This is a genomic window from Pluralibacter sp. (assembly GCF_019237635.1).
In the GTDB taxonomy this organism is placed as follows: domain Bacteria; phylum Pseudomonadota; class Gammaproteobacteria; order Enterobacterales; family Enterobacteriaceae; genus Enterobacter_B.
Map to the genome: position 1 here is coordinate 59,483 of NZ_JAFAGS010000007.1, position 15,922 is coordinate 75,404.

The window sequence follows — 15,922 nt, forward strand, 5'->3', positions numbered from 1 at the left end:
CGCCAGGCAGTACCGCTTTTGACACATCAGTCCGTGACAAGTTGCGCATCATAATGGAATCCCTTCATTTGCGCAATTTTTATACAACCATTATGGCTGATGGAAACGAAACACCGGCAGCAGGTACTTTTCCGTCTGCTCGGTAATCGCTTCATACGTCGCGGGTTCCAGGGTGCGCCACAGGCGCTGATACCAGATATCGGCCCCTTCGCCGCGTTTCATCATGTTGCCCTCATAGGCCTGCATGAATTTACTGCGCGCCTTTTGCAATGTCGCGTCATCCTTTAGCACGACATCATTTTCGGCATCGTAACAGGCTTTTAGCCATGCGCCGCCGCTTTCAGGCATGAATAACAGCGGCTGCGTCATTCCCTGTCGATAACCTGCGACCAGCTGCGACAGAGACTGCATCGCCTCGTCGGCAGACAGCGGCGGAAACCGCCATGCTTCATCTTTGCGCAGCAGCAGCCGGCTTTCGCCGTCCCCGCCGCTGGCGCAATAGACCAGATGCTCAAGCCACAGCTGCATGCCCTGCGACATGCTGATGAGCGACGGCCGCCAGCGCAGCAAACCATCCGACTGTACCTGTGACAACCAGCCGGTAATGTTGACGCCGTCACATTGCAAATCAATTTCCATACTCTGGGCAGGCTGGCGTAGCGAGACAACACGGTCCGCCAGCGCCTGCATCTCCTGGCACTGTTCATCCCAGGAGATATCGCCAAAGGCGCCGTAGGGCAGCTCGCCCGCCGCCCGGAAGCGGCGATGCATCACGTCGGCATCGCGCTGCTCCACCAGGGTATTCACCAATTGCTGGTTGAGCTGGTAGCGAGTTAGCCCTTCCAGCACGAACGGCTCCATATCGGGAATTTCGCTCTCTTCGAGACGGAAGTTCACCCGCAGGCGCATCTGGAAGAAGGCGCGTACCGGATGCTGCCAGAACCGCTGCAACTGCTCCAACGGCAGCGCTTCCAGCGGCTGCTCCGCCAGAGGCTGAATGAATGCGGCGTGAGCTTCCCCTTGCTGACTTGCCGCAGCCAGCCACTCGTGGGCAAAGCTTTGCACCTCCCCGCGACGGAAGTTAGCGGCATCGAACGGCATGCGAGTGTGCTGGTGCGTGATATGCGCTTTCACTCGCCGTTCGCTGTCATCACAGTTCAGTGACTCATCGCCGCGCAGGCGGTGGCTCTGGCCGATATAATCCACCAGTTCCTGCACCAGTACCGACGGGTAGCGTTCGCTGTTGTCCTGAATCGAGCGCCCAATATAGCTGATATAGAGCTTCTGCTCTGCGGACATCAGCGCTTCAAGGAACAGGTAGCGGTCGTCATCCCGGCGGCTGCGATCGCCGCGCACAGGCTTCTGACTCATAAGATCAAAGCCCAACGGCGACAGAGCCCGCGGATAAACGCCGTCATTCATGCCGAGCAGGCAGACCACCTTAAACGGGATTGAACGCATCGGCATCAGGGTACAAATATTGACCGGCCCGGCGAGAAAGCGCTGGCTGATCCGCTCCTGGTCAAGGCGCTGCCCCAGCTCGTCGCGCAGTAAGGAGAGCGGGACCGCATCGTGGTAGTGCGCCTCAACGCCCTGCTCGATAATCGCCTGCCACTGCTGCTCGATAAGCGCCAACGCGGCTTCGGTGTCCGGGTCTGGCAGGAAGAAATCGTTAAGCATTTCGCGGCACAGCGGCAGCCATTGCGCCAGCGTCCGCTCCTGAGTCAGCGCGTGGCGCCAGCGGTTAAGCTGCATTAAAAGCGACGCCAGATGCCCGACAAGCTCGGCAATCAGGCCGCTGGATTCGTCGTAGGGCAGCACCGATCGCCACTCGCCCTGCTGGCTTTCCATCGCGTAACCCAGCAGCATGCGCGTCAGGCCAAAACGCCAGGTATGCTGCCCCGTCGCAGGGAGATCCCACTCACGGACGTTGTCATCGTCCATGCCCCAACGAATGCCGGATTCATTCACCCACTGGCGCAGATAGCGCAGGCCGTCTTCGTCAATGCCAAAGCGCGCCGCCAGCACAGGGACATCCAGCAGCGCCAGCACATCCTCGCTGGTAAAGCGGCTATCGGGTAACGACAGCAGCGTAATGAACGCCTGCAGCGCCGGATGAGACTTCCGCGCCCGTCGGTCAGAGATGGCCCACGGCAGGTAGCGATCGCCCGACGTGCTGCCGAAAACGGCCTGGATAAAGGGGCTGTAGCTGTCGATGTCCGCCACCATCACGATGATATCGCGCGGCATCAGCGTAGGGTCGTCATCCAGCATGGCGAGCAGCCTGTCGTGCAGTACCTCCACCTCCCGCTGCGGGCTGTGGCACAGGTGTACCGTCAGACTGCGATCGTTCGGATCGAGCTCGCGCTTTGTGTCGCTACGGGCGAACTCTTCCGCGGTGCGCCCGGCGATGGCGCTGTTTTGCAGCTCCAGGATATCGTACTGGAGGTTGTGCAGCAGGTTATCAGGTTCGATATCCACAAATGCATCCAGTTCCTCATAGCGTTCCAGCCCGGCCAGCAAATAGAGATAGTCTCGCCCCAGCTTGCCCCAGGAGGCCAGCATCGGGTTGCCGACATCCTGCTCGCCGTCCTCGTTGAAAAGACCCGGCGCGCGGGCGCTATCGCGAAACAGCGGCAGTTCGCGATCATCGCGATGATGGCGGCGCTGACGCGCCTGCAACTTCGCCAGGAAGGCAGGATCTTTAATATCCCCCCAGTAATAACGGCAAGGGTTGGTAAATAACACAAAGACATCGATATGTTTACCCAGCGCCTGCAGCGCCTGAAGGTAGACCGGCGGCAGCGCGGAAATCCCGCAGATAAATACCCGCGGCGGCAGCCCGGCTGGCGGCTGTTCGCTGTTTTCCAGCGCGGCGATAAAGCGTTGATAGAGATTGGCGCGGTGCCATAGCGGCTGCCCCAGCGCTGCGGTCTGTTCAACCAGCGCCTTCCACAACGGCGCCTGCCACGCCTGAGCCGCATCCAGCCCGTCAATACGCTCATCGTTTTCCCAGCGGGTGAGCCACTCGGGGCGGTAAACCAGGTACTGGTCGTAGAGATCGGCTACGCGAGAGGCCATCTGAAACAGCTTGCGCTTGTCGCTGTCGTCGTGCAGATAGTGGCGCAACGGGGCAAAGGCTTCGTCTTCAAGCATCAATGGCAGCAGGGTCATCAGCTTCCAGCTCATGCTCTGTTTGTTAAAGGCACTCTCTTTTGGGATGTCCGGCAGCACGCGGACAAACATGTCCCAGATAAAGCTCGCCGGTAGCGGGAATGCGATATTGGCGGCAATACCGAATCGCTTTGACAGCGTCATCTGCAGCCATTGCGCCATACCGGTGCTTTGCACCAGCACCATCTCAGGTTCAAAAGGGTCGTCGAGCCTCTTCTGCTCAACAATGAACTCCATCAATGCTTCCAGCACATCCAGACGGTTGGAGTGGTAGACCCGTAACATAGTGGCTCCTGAGGCGACGCGTTAATCTTCGTGAATTCTCGGGCAATGCAGCCGTGACATTTGCCCCTGCCTGCCGGTGGGCGTGGCGATGGTCACCGTGATGCTGACACAACTTTGCCGGCTTGTCTGCATACGGGTTTGCCTCCAGCCTGCTGGCAACGCGTCAACCTGCGGCAATGTTTGTTCGCTGGCATAGCGCCACAGTTGCCGGTACTGCTGCAATTCAGCCGCGCCGACAGCGAGGTTTTTCTGGTAGCCTGCCAGCGCGCTCACCACCATGACCAGCAGCATGAGGCTCAGTAACACCTCCGGCAGGCTGAAGCCTTGTTCGTGCTTCAGGGAAGCTGACACTGTGCCTCCTCGCGCCGGGGGCAAAAGTCGCTCCAGCCATGAGCGTCGAAATGTACCCTGCCATTTTGCACGTTTCCCGACCACCAGCGTAACTGCTCGCCGCTCCCGGCCATCAACAGCGCGGCATCATCGCTAAAAAGGCGCAGGCACAGCCGCCCGGGTAACGCGGCGGCCTGGCGACACTGCTCCGGCGCCAGACCGTCCCACGTCTGCATTCGTCCCCATTCCAGCAGGGAGTCCGCACTTGCGCCATCGCGCAGCGCCTTTACTTCAAGCCCGGCAAGGGAGAGTTGCGCCTGATGCTGGTGGCTGAGCCCCTGCAGCGTCAGGCTGCCCAATGCCAGCAGCAGCAGAACCATCAGCAATGATGAGACGCCGCGCTGGCGATTCACAGATTATGCCCTGTCACGTGATAGCGCGCTTCTGCCCTCATATCGCCCCGCGCCGCAGGCCTGGCGGCGAGCATGACGGAAAGCACGGGCGGATAACCCGAAACATTATGCCGCTCTACGCTAAACGCATCGACGGTGATGGTTTGCGGATCGGTCATCTTTTCCCAGCCTTTGCCGCTGCAACTTAGCGCGCCGCGCAGCGTTTCCAGCACGCCGTTTTGCAGCCGAAAACCGGTCACCTCCGCCATTGATGCCGGGGTTTCCTCCCACATGCCGTTCGCATTGGCATCCCAGCGGATCAGCACGCACTGCGTTTCCAGATGCAACGCTTCTCCCTGACACGTTCCCCGGCAGTAGCCCGCGCGCTGCAGTTGGCCTGATACCGCCTGCAGGCGCTGCCAGAGCTCTTCCTCCAGCGCCTGCCGCTGAGTCTGCCTGGCGATCGCCATCTGCAGCGCGGGCAAAAAACGACACGCCCCCATCAGCAGCACACTGCTTATAGCCATCGCAATCAGTACCTCCAGTAATGAAAAACCCTGTTCGCCTACGGACATGTATTGTCTCCTGCTATTTCACATACACGTACGCGCCCCCAACCGGAGACAATCACGGTCCAGCTTCCGGCCGGGCTTTGCAGCAGGATATGGCCGGGCCAGGCTGTATTTCGCAGACCATAAAACCCGAGCGTCGGGGTCATTTCCACCACGGCGACCTCCGGCCACCACGGGCGCAGTACAAAGGTATCTGACGGGCAGCCCTCCACGTCTTGTGACGTTGCCACCAGGCACCAGGTATTCGCCTGTTGCTGTAGCCGCAGCGTCCGGCTTCGCCGATAAGTGTTGGCATCGGCGCGCAGCCACAGCAGAAAATCGCGCACCTGATAGACGCTTTGCAGCAGCCGCTGTTGCTGCTGCCACGCCTGCCAGCCGTAGCTCCCCGTCGCGCCGAGAATCACCATCAACGCTACCGCCAGCAGCGTTTCAGTGAGGGTGTACCCCTGTTCTTTATTCATGGCGAGAGTATCTGCGCCTGCGCGACGCCGGGCGAGAGACGCTTTTTGGTCTTACGAGCGCCGTTCAGAAAAGAAAGAGGTTATTGCAGGCAGTTGCAGGTGTTCAGGAAGCGGGCTTCAGAAAAAGAAAACCGGCCACGGTGGGCCGGTTTACATCGCCAGGATTAAATCGCCACAGGCGCTTTAATCCCCGGGTGCGGGTCGTAGCCTTCAATCTCGAAATCGTCGAAACGGTAATCGAAAATAGACTCTGGCTTACGTTTGATAACCAGCTTCGGCAGCGCGCGAGGTTCACGGCTCAGTTGAAGGTGGGTTTGCTCCATATGATTGCTGTACAGGTGGGTATCGCCGCCGGTCCAGACAAAATCGCCCACCTCAAGATTGCACTGCTGCGCCATCATATGCACCAGCAGCGCGTAGCTGGCGATGTTGAACGGCAGACCGAGGAAGACGTCGCAGGAGCGCTGGTACAGCTGGCAGGAAAGTTTACCGTCCGCCACGTAGAACTGGAAAAAGGCATGGCACGGCGCCAGCGCCATTTTATCCAGCTCGCCCACGTTCCACGCCGAAACGATGATGCGGCGGGAATCCGGGTCGTTTTTCAGTTGGTTCATGACCGTGGTGATCTGGTCGATATGACGCCCGTCCGGCGTCGGCCAGGCACGCCACTGTTTGCCGTACACCGGCCCCAGATTACCCTGCTCGTCAGCCCATTCGTCCCAGATAGTGACGTTGTTTTCATGCAGATACGCGACGTTGGTATCGCCCTTCAGGAACCACAGCAGTTCATGAATGATGGAGCGCAGGTGGCAGCGCTTGGTGGTGACCAGCGGGAAGCCCTCCTGCAGGTTAAAGCGCATCTGGTGACCAAAAATCGAGAGCGTACCGGTACCGGTACGGTCATTTTTCTGGGTGCCTTCATCAAGCACCCTCTGCATCAGTTCAAGATACTGTTTCATACGTCCTCAGGAGACCTGTTGTTGCGGGCGACAACGGTACGCCCAAACCATCATAATGATACCCGCCAGCACCATCGGGATGGACAAAATTTGCCCCATGCTGATGTACTGCACCCACTCGCCGGTAAACTGCGCATCCGGCTGGCGGAAGAACTCGACGATGATTCTAAACAGGCCGTAGCCAATCAGGAACAGGCCGGAAACGGAGCCGGTTGGGCGCGGTTTGCGGATAAACAGGTTGAGGATGATAAACAGCACCACGCCTTCCAGCGCCAGCTCATAAAGCTGCGACGCATGACGCGGCAGAACGCCGTATTGATCGAACAGAGACTGCCATTGTGGGTGAGACGGCAGCAGTGCCAGATCCTCCGCACGGGAGCCCGGGAACAGCATGGAGAAACGGAAGCCCGGGTCAACACGCCCCCACAGTTCGCCGTTGATAAAGTTACCCAGACGACCGCACCCGAGACCAAACGGAATCAATGGCGCAATGAAGTCGGAAACCTGGAAGAAGGTACGCTTAGTACGTCTGGCGAAGACGATCATCACCACAATAACGCCGATGAGCCCGCCGTGGAACGACATACCGCCGTCCCAGACGCGGAACAGATAAAGCGGGTCCTGCAGGAAAACCGGGAAGTTATAGAACAGGACATAGCCAATACGCCCGCCGAGGAACACCCCGAGGAACCCGGCATAGAGCAGGTTTTCAACTTCGTTTTTTGTCCAGCCACTGCCAGGACGATTCGCCCGGCGGGTTGCGAGCCACATGGCAAAAACAAAACCCACCAGGTACATCAATCCGTACCAGTGGAGAGAAACCGGTCCAATGGAAAAAATCACCGGATCAAACTCCGGGAAACGCAGATAACCACTATTCATCTGTCACCACAAATACTTGTTATTCCGCCGAAAGTGGACAGCGGTAGACACGCGCAGCCGATAGCTGCTCCAAAGGAGCGAATGATAGCATAAGGTCACTACGGGTGATGCCGCGAAGATGTAAAAGATATGTATACCTTTGAGCATGACGGCCGCCTCTCCCCCGGAAGGAAGAGAGACGCGACTCCGTGCTAGCGTCCGCCGCGGATCAGGCCGCCAAGGCCACGCCGTTCCATAAAGGCGGCGACCTGGTGGCGCACCTCGGCCGCCAACTGGGACTCCAGGCTGCGCTGCGCCAGGTTTTTCGCCTCGTCATACTCGATATTGCGCAGCAGATACTTCACGCGCGCCACGGAGCGACCGTTCATCGATAAGTGGCGGAAACCCAGCCCGATGAGCAGCGTCACGCACATCGGGTCGCCCGCCATTTCGCCGCACAGTCGCAGGTCGATGCCGTAGCGCTCGGCGTCGAGCGCAATCATCGACAGCGCGCGCAGTATCGCCGGGTGCAGGCTGTCGTAGATGCTGGCGACGCGGGTGTTGTTGCGATCGACCGCCAGAATGTACTGCGTCAGGTCGTTCGTCCCGACGGAGATAAAATCGACGCGGTTTGCCAGGTGCGGCATCATGAACACCATCGACGGCACTTCGAGCATAATGCCAATCCGCGGTTTCGGGATGGCGTAACCTATCATCTCCTCCACTTCGCGTCCGGCGCGTTCGATAAGCCGCCGCGCTTCATCGACCTCCTCAATGCTGGTCACCATCGGCAGCAGGATGCTGAGGTTGCCGGTCGCCGCGTTGGCGCGCAGCATCGCCCTGACCTGGATCAGAAAGATCTCCGGCTGATCGAGGGTAATACGGATACCGCGCCAGCCGAGACACGGGTTCTCTTCGCTTATCGGCATGTACGGCAACTGCTTATCAGCGCCCACATCAAGAGTGCGCAGCGTGACCGGCTTGTCGTTGAACATCTGCAGCATGCCCTGGTACTGCGCGACCTGTTCCTCTTCCGACGGGAAGCCGCTTTGCAGCATAAACGGGATTTCGGTGCGGTAGAGGCCGATACCGTCGATACGGCTGCCGAGTTTCTCTTCATGCTCCGGGCTCAGGCCCGCGTTGAGCATCACCTTCACCCGCTCGCCGCTTTTTAGCTGTGCGGGCCGGTCAACATCATCTTCCGCAATGCGGCTGAGCTCGTTTTCCTCGCTGATGAGACGCTGATATTCCTGCAACAGAACGGGTTCAGGGTCGACGAGCAGCTCGCCGCGATAACCGTCCACCACCAGCATGCGATTATGCAGCACCGAGGGCTGAATATCCGCGCCCATGACCGTCGGGATACCCAGCGCCCGCACCATAATAGCGGCGTGGGAGTTTGCCGCACCGTCGCGCACCACCACGCCCACCAGGCGGTCCTGCGGCACTTCGGCGAGCGTCGTTGCCGAGAGCTCATCCGCCACCAGCACAAAGCGCTCCGGCCAGGTGTTTGCCCCCTGAGTCGCATCATCAAGGTGAAACAACAAACGCTGACCGAGCGTTCGCAAATCGCCCGCGCGCTCTTTCAGATATCCGTCGCTGAGCGCCGCAAACTGGGCGGCAAATTTTTCGACGATCGTTTTGACGGCCCATTCCGCCACCGAGCCGTTGTCCACCTCAGCGAACAGCTCTTTGCGCAGACGGGCGTCCGACAACAGGTGCGAGTAGAGGTCGAATATCGCCGCCGTCTCTTTCTGGGCGCCAGCGGCATAGCGTTTGCTGTAGCGACGAAACTCATTGGCCGCCTCTTCCAGCGCGCCGGTCAGCCGTTCGCGTTCCAGCGCCGTATCCAGCGTGGAGGCCTGATAAACCTGCTCCATCAGCGGCAGCGTGGCGTCCATCCAACCCGTCGCGATGGCCACCCCTGAAGAGGCGGGCAGCGCGCGAATGCGGGTCTGGCGATACTGGCCGAAGAGCGCGGTGAGCTGCGACTGAGAGAGGATCGCCGCCATTTGCGTCGCCAGGGTCACCAGGAACGACTCTTCGCTTTCATCATACTGGCGAAGCTCGCGTTGCTGGACAACCAACACGCCTAACAGCTGGCGGCGCTGAATAATCGGTACGCCGAGAAACGCGCGGTATTTCTCTTCTTTAACGGACGGGATGTATTTGAAACTGGGGTGCTTTTGCGCATCCGCCAGGTTAATCGGCTCGGCAAGACGCCCTACCAGGCCAACGATGCCTTCATCAAACGCAAGCGTAATCGTGCGGCCTCGCGGCTTTTTCAACCCGCGAGTCGCCATGAGGTAGTAGCAGCGCCGGTCGTGATCGGCAAGATAGACCGAGCAAACCTCGGTCTCCATCGCCTGGCAGATATCTGTTACCAGAATATCCAACGCCTCGTTAACCCGCGGGGCGCTGGCGACCTTCTCGACAATTTCTCGCAACCGGGTGAGCATAATGTGCGTGGCTTAACCTCTTTTACGTCGCCAGGCAGGCGCGCTTTGCGGCTTGGGAGGGACCTCCGTCAGCGACATCACGACACTTGCGAATTCTTTCATCACCCGACGGTAGACATCGCGTTTAAACGACACCACCTGACGTACCGGGTACCAGTAACTTACCCAGCGCCAACCATCGAACTCCGGTGTACTGCTGGTTTGCATGTTGATATCGGCATCGCTGCTCATCAACTGCAACAGAAACCACTTCTGTTTTTGGCCGATACACACCGGCTTCGTGTCCCAACGCACCAAACGTTTCGGTAATTTATAACGCAACCAGTTACGGGTCGAGGCAAGGATCCGCACATCTTTACGGCTTAACCCGACCTCTTCAAACAGTTCCCGATACATCGCCTGTTCAGCAGATTCACCCGGGTTGATCCCGCCCTGGGGAAACTGCCAGGAGTGCTGACCATAGCGTCTGGCCCACATGACCTGGCCCTGACGGTTGCAGATTACAATACCTACGTTTGGGCGGTAGCCATCGTCATCTATCACCGGACTACCTCAAAATAATCTTCAATGTGAATGATTGTTTCACACTCGCCGGAAACGGTAAACCACTCTGTTACAGCGATATCGCCGGATAACATTTGAATAACTCACAGTAATCATCAAAGTTATAAACAGCGAATCGGCTCCATGGCCGATTTTATTCACTTTTTCTGTGGATAGAGTTGTGAAGAAGTACGGAATTAACGCGGGAAAACCTGGGGCCACGTAAAATGCTTAGCCTTCAACGGCTAAAATAATACGTTGTTATTCATGGTATTGTACCCATTGCTTTCATCAAATTGTCATATAACGTGATGATCATCACATAAGCGATCCTCTGACTGATGAAAGATCGAACAACGCCGTTTTTATCCACAGATTGTGCCACTAACTTAGGCACTTTTTGTGTGAAAATTGGATTTTCGTCGCACGTCAAGGCTGTAAATGGAAACAGTAGTGGCCCTTTTTCACAGTTATCCCATTTTTCTGTGGATAACAGGGTGTAAGATCCTGTTCATTGTCAGTGACCAGTTTTGAAAAACCCATTTCATCGCTCAGCGAAGCTGCAAGGAAAAATAAAAAAACACTATAAAATCATCATATTGCCCTTATTATTCAGAAAGAGGTAAACTCTGTCCACAACGGGATAAATGCCCGCTCATTTTTTCACCAAAGGTATTTTGCTATGTCGCCCATGACGCCACTTGCTCATCCGCCCCATTCAGAAGCGCAGCTTTTGGTCCAGGCCCAGCAACTGGCGGGCCATACCCTGGGCGAACTGGCCGCGATGGCGGGCCTGCCCATTCCGCGTGATTTAAAGCGCGACAAAGGCTGGATTGGCGTACTGCTGGAGGTTTGGCTCGGGGCCAGCGCAGGCAGTAAACCAGAGCAGGATTTCGCCGCCCTGGGCGTTGAGCTAAAGACCATTCCGGTTGACAGCGCGGGGCGTCCGCTGGAGACCACGTTTGTCTGCGTCGCGCCGCTGACCGGCAATACCGGCGTATCATGGGAAACCAGCCATGTGCGCCATAAGCTCAAGCGGGTATTGTGGATACCGGTGGAAGGCAGCCGGGATATTCCGCTGGCGCAGCGGCATGTCGGCGCCCCACTACTCTGGAGCCCGAACGAAGACGAAGAGCGACAGCTGAGAATGGACTGGGAGGAGTTGATGGATCTCATCGTCCTCGGCCAGGTTGAACGCGTTACCGCCCGCCATGGCGAAGTGCTACAACTGCGGCCAAAAGCCGCCAACAGCAAAGCGCTGACGGAAGCCGTCGGCGTTCACGGCGAGCCCATTCTCACCCTGCCGCGCGGTTTTTATCTGAAAAAGAACTTCACCGCCGCGCTGCTGGCGCGCCATTTCTTTTTAAAAACGTATTAGTTTTGTCGTGACTGCCAGGCAAGCATATAATGGCGCCTTTGATTTTTTGGCAGGACTTCACGATGTTATTTGCATGGGTAACCGATCCCAACGCCTGGTTGGCGCTTGGCACGCTAACGATTCTGGAAATCGTTCTCGGGATCGATAATATTATTTTCCTCTCTCTGGTTGTCGCCAAACTCCCCACTGCGCAGCGCAATCACGCGCGTCGTCTGGGGTTGATGGCCGCGATGCTGATGCGACTGGCGCTGCTGGCGTCTATCGCCTGGGTCGTCAGATTGACCACTCCGCTGTTTACCGTCTTCGATCATGCGATCTCCGCGCGGGATCTCATCCTGCTGGCAGGGGGCCTGTTCCTCATCTGGAAAGCCAGTAAGGAGATCCACGAGTCGATTGAAGGTGAAGAAGAGGGGCTCAAAACCCACGTTCACTCGTTTATGGGCGCTATCGTCCAGATCATGCTGCTGGATATTATCTTCAGCCTGGATTCGGTGATCACCGCCGTCGGGTTATCCGATCATCTGTTCATTATGATGGCCGCCGTGGTCGTTGCCGTGGGCGTGATGATGTTCGCCGCCCGCCCTATCGGCGATTTTGTCGATCGTCATCCGTCGGTGAAGATGCTGGCGCTGGCGTTTCTGATTCTGGTCGGCTTTACGCTGATGCTGGAAAGCTTCGGCATCCATATTCCGAAGGGATACATCTACTTCGCCATGTTCTTTTCGATTGCCGTGGAGAGCCTTAACCTGCTGCGAAACAAAAAGAACCCGCTTTAATCTCTTGTTTTAGCCCGTATTTGCGGGCTAATTCATACTTTTTAAGATTTTACTGCTTTTTAGTTACTGTACATCAGGTTATTACTAGACTTATAGAGGTTGCGGTCAGATGAGGACGATGACGATGACAAAATGGGCAGTACTGATTTCCGCAGTCGGTTTGGCATTTACTGTTTCCGGCTGTAGCAGCGATTATGTAATGGCGACGAAAGACGGTCGTATGATCCTGACGGACGGAAAACCGAAAGTGGATGATGATACCGGTCTTATCAGCTACGAAGATCAGCAAGGCAATAAGATGCAGATCAACCGGGACGACGTATCCCAAATCATTAAGCGCTAAAAGAAAAGAGGTCAGCCCATCTGACCTTTTCTCATTTTTTACTTCCGCTTTTTCTTCCCTTCTGCCATGTTTATATTCCTTTGTCAGGACCTCCCTGACGTTGTTGATAAAAAGGAAGCCGGCTATGCACTATCACCGTATCCCCCACAGCTCACTTGAAATCAGCACCCTTGGGCTTGGCACTATGACGTTTGGTGAACAAAACAGCGAAGCCGACGCCCACGCACAGCTCGATTACGCCGTCGCTAACGGCATTAACCTGATTGACGTTGCCGAGATGTACCCGGTGCCGCCGCGCCCGGAAACGCAGGGCCTGACGGAAACGTACGTCGGCAACTGGCTGGCCCGACACGGCAGCCGCGAAAAGCTGGTTATCGCCTCAAAGATTAGCGGCCCTCCGCGCACTAACGACAGCGGCATTCGCCCAAAACAGGCGCTGGATCGCAAGAACATTCGCGAAGCGCTGCACGACAGCCTTAAGCGCCTGCAGACCGACTACCTCGATTTATACCAGGTACACTGGCCGCAGCGCCCGACCAACTGCTTCGGTAAGCTCGGCTATCAGTGGACAGACACGCAGCCGGTAATCACCCTGCTGGAAACACTGGAGGCGCTGACGGAGTACCAGCGCGCCGGGAAGATTCGCTATATCGGCGTGTCGAATGAAACGGCCTTCGGCGTTATGCGCTACCTGCATCTGGCCGATAAGCACGATCTGCCGCGCATTGTGACTATCCAGAACCCCTACAGCCTGCTTAACCGCAGCTTTGAGGTGGGTCTTGCGGAAGTCAGCCAGTACGAAGGTGTTGAGCTGCTGGCCTACTCCTGCCTGGCGTTCGGTACCCTGACCGGCAAATACCTGAATGGCGCGAAACCGGCGAACGCGCGGAATACGCTGTTCAGCCGCTTTACCCGCTACAGCAGCGAGCAGTCGCAGAAAGCCGTGGCGGCGTACGTGGATATCGCCAGACGACACCATCTCGATCCGGCGCAGATGGCGCTGGCGTTTGTTCGTCGCCAGCCCTTCGTGGCCAGCACCCTGTTAGGCGCCACCACGATGGAGCAGTTGAAAACCAACGTCGAAAGTCTGCATCTTGAGCTTAGTGAAGAGGTGCTGGCGGAGATTGAAGCAGTGCATCAGGTTTATACCTACCCGGCTCCTTGATGTGAAATACGCCCGGCAGACCCCGCCTGCCGGGCATTTGGTTAATGGCGACGCCCCCAGACCCACAGCGAGACGATCGCCAGCGCGAACAGCGCGCCAAAACCTATCCCAACGCCGACCACCGGCACGCCGACCTTGACCGCCAGCGAATACAGCCCGAGCATGAGAAGCATGGCGCTGTTTTCACCCAGGTTTTGTACCGCAATGGCGTTGCCTGCGCCCACCGTATGCTTGCCGCGCTCCTGTAACAACGCATTCAGCGGCACCACGAAGAAACCGCCGAACACACCGATGAGCAGCAGCAGCACATAGGCAGGCAGCAACGCCTGCTGCAGCGAAAACACCGACACCGTTACACCGATGAGAATACCGGCAGGCATACAGCGCGCGACGGTTTCCAGGGTGACCAGTTTTGCCGCCGCCCCTGCGCCAACCACAATCCCAACCGCCACCATCGCATTCAGGTAGGTCGGGGTGGCGTTATCGCTGATGCCAAGCGCCACCGGCACCCACAGCACCAGCAGAAAACGCAGCGTGACGCCCGCGCCCCAGAACATGCTGGTTCCCACCAGCGAAAAACGGGTTTCGCGGTTGTTCCAGAGCGCCCTGGCGGCAAAAAAGAAGCTGTGGGTCATGGCGTTATACCGCCATGACTGCCCCGGCCTCGCCGCTGGCAGGCGGGTGATAAACAGGTTTGCCACCACCGCGCCCGCGTACACCAGCGCGCAGACGCCGAGCGCCGCCAGCACGTGCCAGTCGGCAAGAATGCCGCCCGCCACGGAGCCCAGCAGGATAGCGGCGATAGTGGAGGACTCCATCAGGCCGTTGGCTTTCACCAGCTTATCGCCGGTAGTCAGTTCCCCCAGAATGCCGTACTTCGCCGGTGAATAGGCCGCCGCCCCAACGCCCACCAGCGTATAGCCGATAAACGGGTTCACCCCAACACAAATGCAGGCCGCGCCGATAAGCTTCAGGCTGTTGGCTACCATCATCACCCGCCCTTTCGGGAAGCTGTCGGCAAACTGCCCGACAAACGGCGCAAACAGAATATAGGCGCCGACAAACACCATCTGCAAAATCGGCTGGCTCCAGTCCGGGTAGAACTGCTGTTTCATTAGCGCAAGCGTCGCAAACAGCAGCGCGTTATCGCCAAACGCCGACAAAAACTGGGCGCAGATGACCGCCGCCATCCCCTTCGACCACAGCGAGATGTTAGCCTGAACGGACTCACGCATTATGTTGTTCCATCTGAATCGACCACGCTTTTAAGGGTGACAAAATCCGGCTTCCCGCTCCCCAACACCGGCAGCTGTTTGAGGAAGCGAATATCGCGCGGCACCGCCAGCTCCGGTACGCCGGTTGAGCGAGCCTGCGCCAGCAGCTTCTCGCGCGTCATCTCAGTATCGGTGGTAAACAGCACCAGCGCCTCGCCTTTACTGGCATCCTGTTTAGCCACGGCCGCGTGCAGCTTCTCCGCAGATATCGCCAGCGCCAGTTGTTCAACCATCTCCAGCGACACCATTTCACCGGCAATCTTGGCAAAACGCTTCGCCCGACCCTGGATCTGCACAAAGCCCTGCTCATCAAAGGTGACGATATCCCCAGTGTCGTACCAGCCGCTTTCCAGCTCGCCGTTCGCGTTTTCCGCCGTCGGTGCCTCCAGTACCCCCGGTGCCTCAACGCGCAGGTAACCGTTCATCACGTTCGGCCCCTTCAGTTGCAGGCGACCGCCCTGCCCGATGCCCGGTACCGCCAGCAGGCGCGCGTCCATCCCCGGCAGGATCCGCCCGACGGTGCCCGGCTTCGCCGCCATCGGCACGTTGATAGACACCACCGGCGCGCACTCGGTGACGCCGTAGCCTTCCAGGATGCGCAGGCCGAATTTCTCCAAGTAGATGCGCCGAGTCGCCTCCTTCACCTGCTCGGCGCCGGCCACAAGGTAGCGCAGCGAGCGGAAATCGTAGGCGTGGGCGCTGCGGGCGTAGCCGGCCAGGAACGTGTCGGTGCCGAACATGATCGTGGCGTTCACGCCATAGACCATCTCCGGAACGATCCGGTAATGCAGCGGCGAAGGATACAGGAAAATCCGCACGCCGCTGACCAGCGGCAGCACGAAACCGACCGTCAGGCCGAACGAGTGGAACATCGGCAGGACGTTGAACACCTTGTCGGTGCAACCGAAATCGATCCGTGCTTCCGCCTGGGCGGCATTGGCGAGAATGTT

Annotated in this window: 15 protein-coding genes; 4 read left to right on the plus strand and 11 right to left on the minus strand. The window is 58.0% G+C overall.

Features of this window, described 5'->3' with window-relative positions:
• Positions 1 to 90: 90 nt before the first annotated feature.
• From recC to rppH, 9 genes are all read right to left on the minus strand, one after another.
• A complete protein-coding gene (gene recC, locus JO226_RS00950) occupies positions 91 to 3,459 on the minus strand; it encodes an exodeoxyribonuclease V subunit gamma (protein WP_293478257.1) in 3,369 nt (1,122 codons plus the stop codon).
• Between the two features lie 21 nt (positions 3,460 to 3,480).
• On the minus strand, positions 3,481 to 3,810 hold the full coding sequence (locus JO226_RS00955; protein ID WP_293478259.1) for a prepilin-type N-terminal cleavage/methylation domain-containing protein: 330 nt from the start codon (positions 3,808 to 3,810) through the stop codon (positions 3,481 to 3,483).
• Entirely contained in the window at positions 3,795 to 4,202 is a 408-nt protein-coding gene (locus JO226_RS00960) for a DUF2509 family protein (protein ID WP_293478261.1), read from the minus strand. The genes JO226_RS00955 and JO226_RS00960 overlap by 16 nt, the downstream gene beginning before the upstream one ends.
• A complete protein-coding gene (locus JO226_RS00965) occupies positions 4,199 to 4,756 on the minus strand; it encodes a prepilin peptidase-dependent protein (RefSeq protein ID WP_293478263.1) in 558 nt (185 codons plus the stop codon). Before JO226_RS00965 ends, JO226_RS00960 begins: the two co-directional genes overlap by 4 nt.
• Positions 4,747 to 5,214 carry a prepilin peptidase-dependent protein gene (locus JO226_RS00970; RefSeq protein ID WP_293478265.1) on the minus strand — a complete coding sequence of 156 codons (468 nt, stop codon included), beginning with the start codon at positions 5,212 to 5,214 and terminating at the stop codon, positions 4,747 to 4,749. The genes JO226_RS00965 and JO226_RS00970 overlap by 10 nt, the downstream gene beginning before the upstream one ends.
• Before the next feature lie 164 nt (positions 5,215 to 5,378).
• Entirely contained in the window at positions 5,379 to 6,173 is a 795-nt protein-coding gene (thyA, locus tag JO226_RS00975) for a thymidylate synthase (RefSeq protein ID WP_293478267.1), read from the minus strand.
• Between the two features lie 6 nt (positions 6,174 to 6,179).
• Positions 6,180 to 7,055 carry a prolipoprotein diacylglyceryl transferase gene (lgt, locus tag JO226_RS00980; RefSeq protein ID WP_293478269.1) on the minus strand — a complete coding sequence of 292 codons (876 nt, stop codon included), beginning with the start codon at positions 7,053 to 7,055 and terminating at the stop codon, positions 6,180 to 6,182.
• A gap of 191 nt (positions 7,056 to 7,246) precedes the next feature.
• Positions 7,247 to 9,493 carry a phosphoenolpyruvate--protein phosphotransferase gene (ptsP, locus tag JO226_RS00985; RefSeq protein WP_293478271.1) on the minus strand — a complete coding sequence of 749 codons (2,247 nt, stop codon included), beginning with the start codon at positions 9,491 to 9,493 and terminating at the stop codon, positions 7,247 to 7,249.
• 12 nt (positions 9,494 to 9,505) lie between these two features.
• Positions 9,506 to 10,036 (minus strand): RNA pyrophosphohydrolase, encoded by a 531-nt coding sequence (gene rppH / locus JO226_RS00990; protein ID WP_293478273.1) that lies wholly within the window; start codon positions 10,034 to 10,036, stop codon positions 9,506 to 9,508.
• A gap of 682 nt (positions 10,037 to 10,718) precedes the next feature.
• On the opposite strand from rppH, the gene mutH reads away from it, so the two are divergent.
• The 4 genes from mutH (at position 10,719) to JO226_RS01010 (ending at position 13,698) form a co-directional block, all read left to right on the plus strand.
• Positions 10,719 to 11,414, plus strand: a complete 696-nt coding sequence (gene mutH / locus JO226_RS00995) for a DNA mismatch repair endonuclease MutH (RefSeq protein ID WP_293478275.1) — start codon at positions 10,719 to 10,721, stop codon at positions 11,412 to 11,414.
• Between the two features lie 62 nt (positions 11,415 to 11,476).
• Positions 11,477 to 12,190: a TerC family protein gene (locus JO226_RS01000; protein WP_293478277.1), complete on the plus strand. Its 714-nt coding sequence runs from the start codon at positions 11,477 to 11,479 to the stop codon at positions 12,188 to 12,190.
• Positions 12,191 to 12,314: 124 nt separating this feature from the next.
• Complete coding sequence (locus tag JO226_RS01005; RefSeq protein WP_293478279.1) at positions 12,315 to 12,533, plus strand: YgdI/YgdR family lipoprotein; 219 nt, start codon at positions 12,315 to 12,317, stop codon at positions 12,531 to 12,533.
• A 124-nt stretch (positions 12,534 to 12,657) separates the two neighbouring features.
• Complete coding sequence (locus JO226_RS01010) at positions 12,658 to 13,698, plus strand: NADP(H)-dependent aldo-keto reductase (RefSeq protein ID WP_293478281.1); 1,041 nt, start codon at positions 12,658 to 12,660, stop codon at positions 13,696 to 13,698.
• Positions 13,699 to 13,739: 41 nt separating this feature from the next.
• On the opposite strand, the gene lplT is transcribed toward JO226_RS01010, so the two are convergent.
• Entirely contained in the window at positions 13,740 to 14,933 is a 1,194-nt protein-coding gene (gene lplT / locus JO226_RS01015; RefSeq protein ID WP_293478283.1) for a lysophospholipid transporter LplT, read from the minus strand.
• The coding region (locus JO226_RS01020) for an AMP-binding protein (protein WP_293478285.1) at positions 14,933 to 15,922 on the minus strand (990 nt) is incomplete at its 5' end. The genes JO226_RS01020 and lplT, both read right to left, overlap by 1 nt.

Bases quoted from the DNA above. Each gene is read 5' to 3' on its own strand.
- recC (WP_293478257.1), bottom strand. From the start codon at position 3,459: ATGTTACGGGTCTACCACTCCAACCGTCTGGATGTGCTGGAAGCATTG.
- JO226_RS00965 (WP_293478263.1), bottom strand. From the start codon at position 4,756: ATGTCCGTAGGCGAACAGGGTTTTTCATTACTGGAGGTACTGATTGCG.
- JO226_RS00970 (WP_293478265.1), bottom strand. From the start codon at position 5,214: ATGAATAAAGAACAGGGGTACACCCTCACTGAAACGCTGCTGGCGGTA.
- thyA (WP_293478267.1), bottom strand. From the start codon at position 6,173: ATGAAACAGTATCTTGAACTGATGCAGAGGGTGCTTGATGAAGGCACC.
- lgt (WP_293478269.1), bottom strand. From the start codon at position 7,055: ATGAATAGTGGTTATCTGCGTTTCCCGGAGTTTGATCCGGTGATTTTT.
- ptsP (WP_293478271.1), bottom strand. From the start codon at position 9,493: ATGCTCACCCGGTTGCGAGAAATTGTCGAGAAGGTCGCCAGCGCCCCG.
- mutH (WP_293478275.1), top strand. From the start codon at position 10,719: ATGTCGCCCATGACGCCACTTGCTCATCCGCCCCATTCAGAAGCGCAG.
- JO226_RS01000 (WP_293478277.1), top strand. From the start codon at position 11,477: ATGTTATTTGCATGGGTAACCGATCCCAACGCCTGGTTGGCGCTTGGC.
- JO226_RS01005 (WP_293478279.1), top strand. From the start codon at position 12,315: ATGACAAAATGGGCAGTACTGATTTCCGCAGTCGGTTTGGCATTTACT.
- JO226_RS01010 (WP_293478281.1), top strand. From the start codon at position 12,658: ATGCACTATCACCGTATCCCCCACAGCTCACTTGAAATCAGCACCCTT.
- lplT (WP_293478283.1), bottom strand. From the start codon at position 14,933: ATGCGTGAGTCCGTTCAGGCTAACATCTCGCTGTGGTCGAAGGGGATG.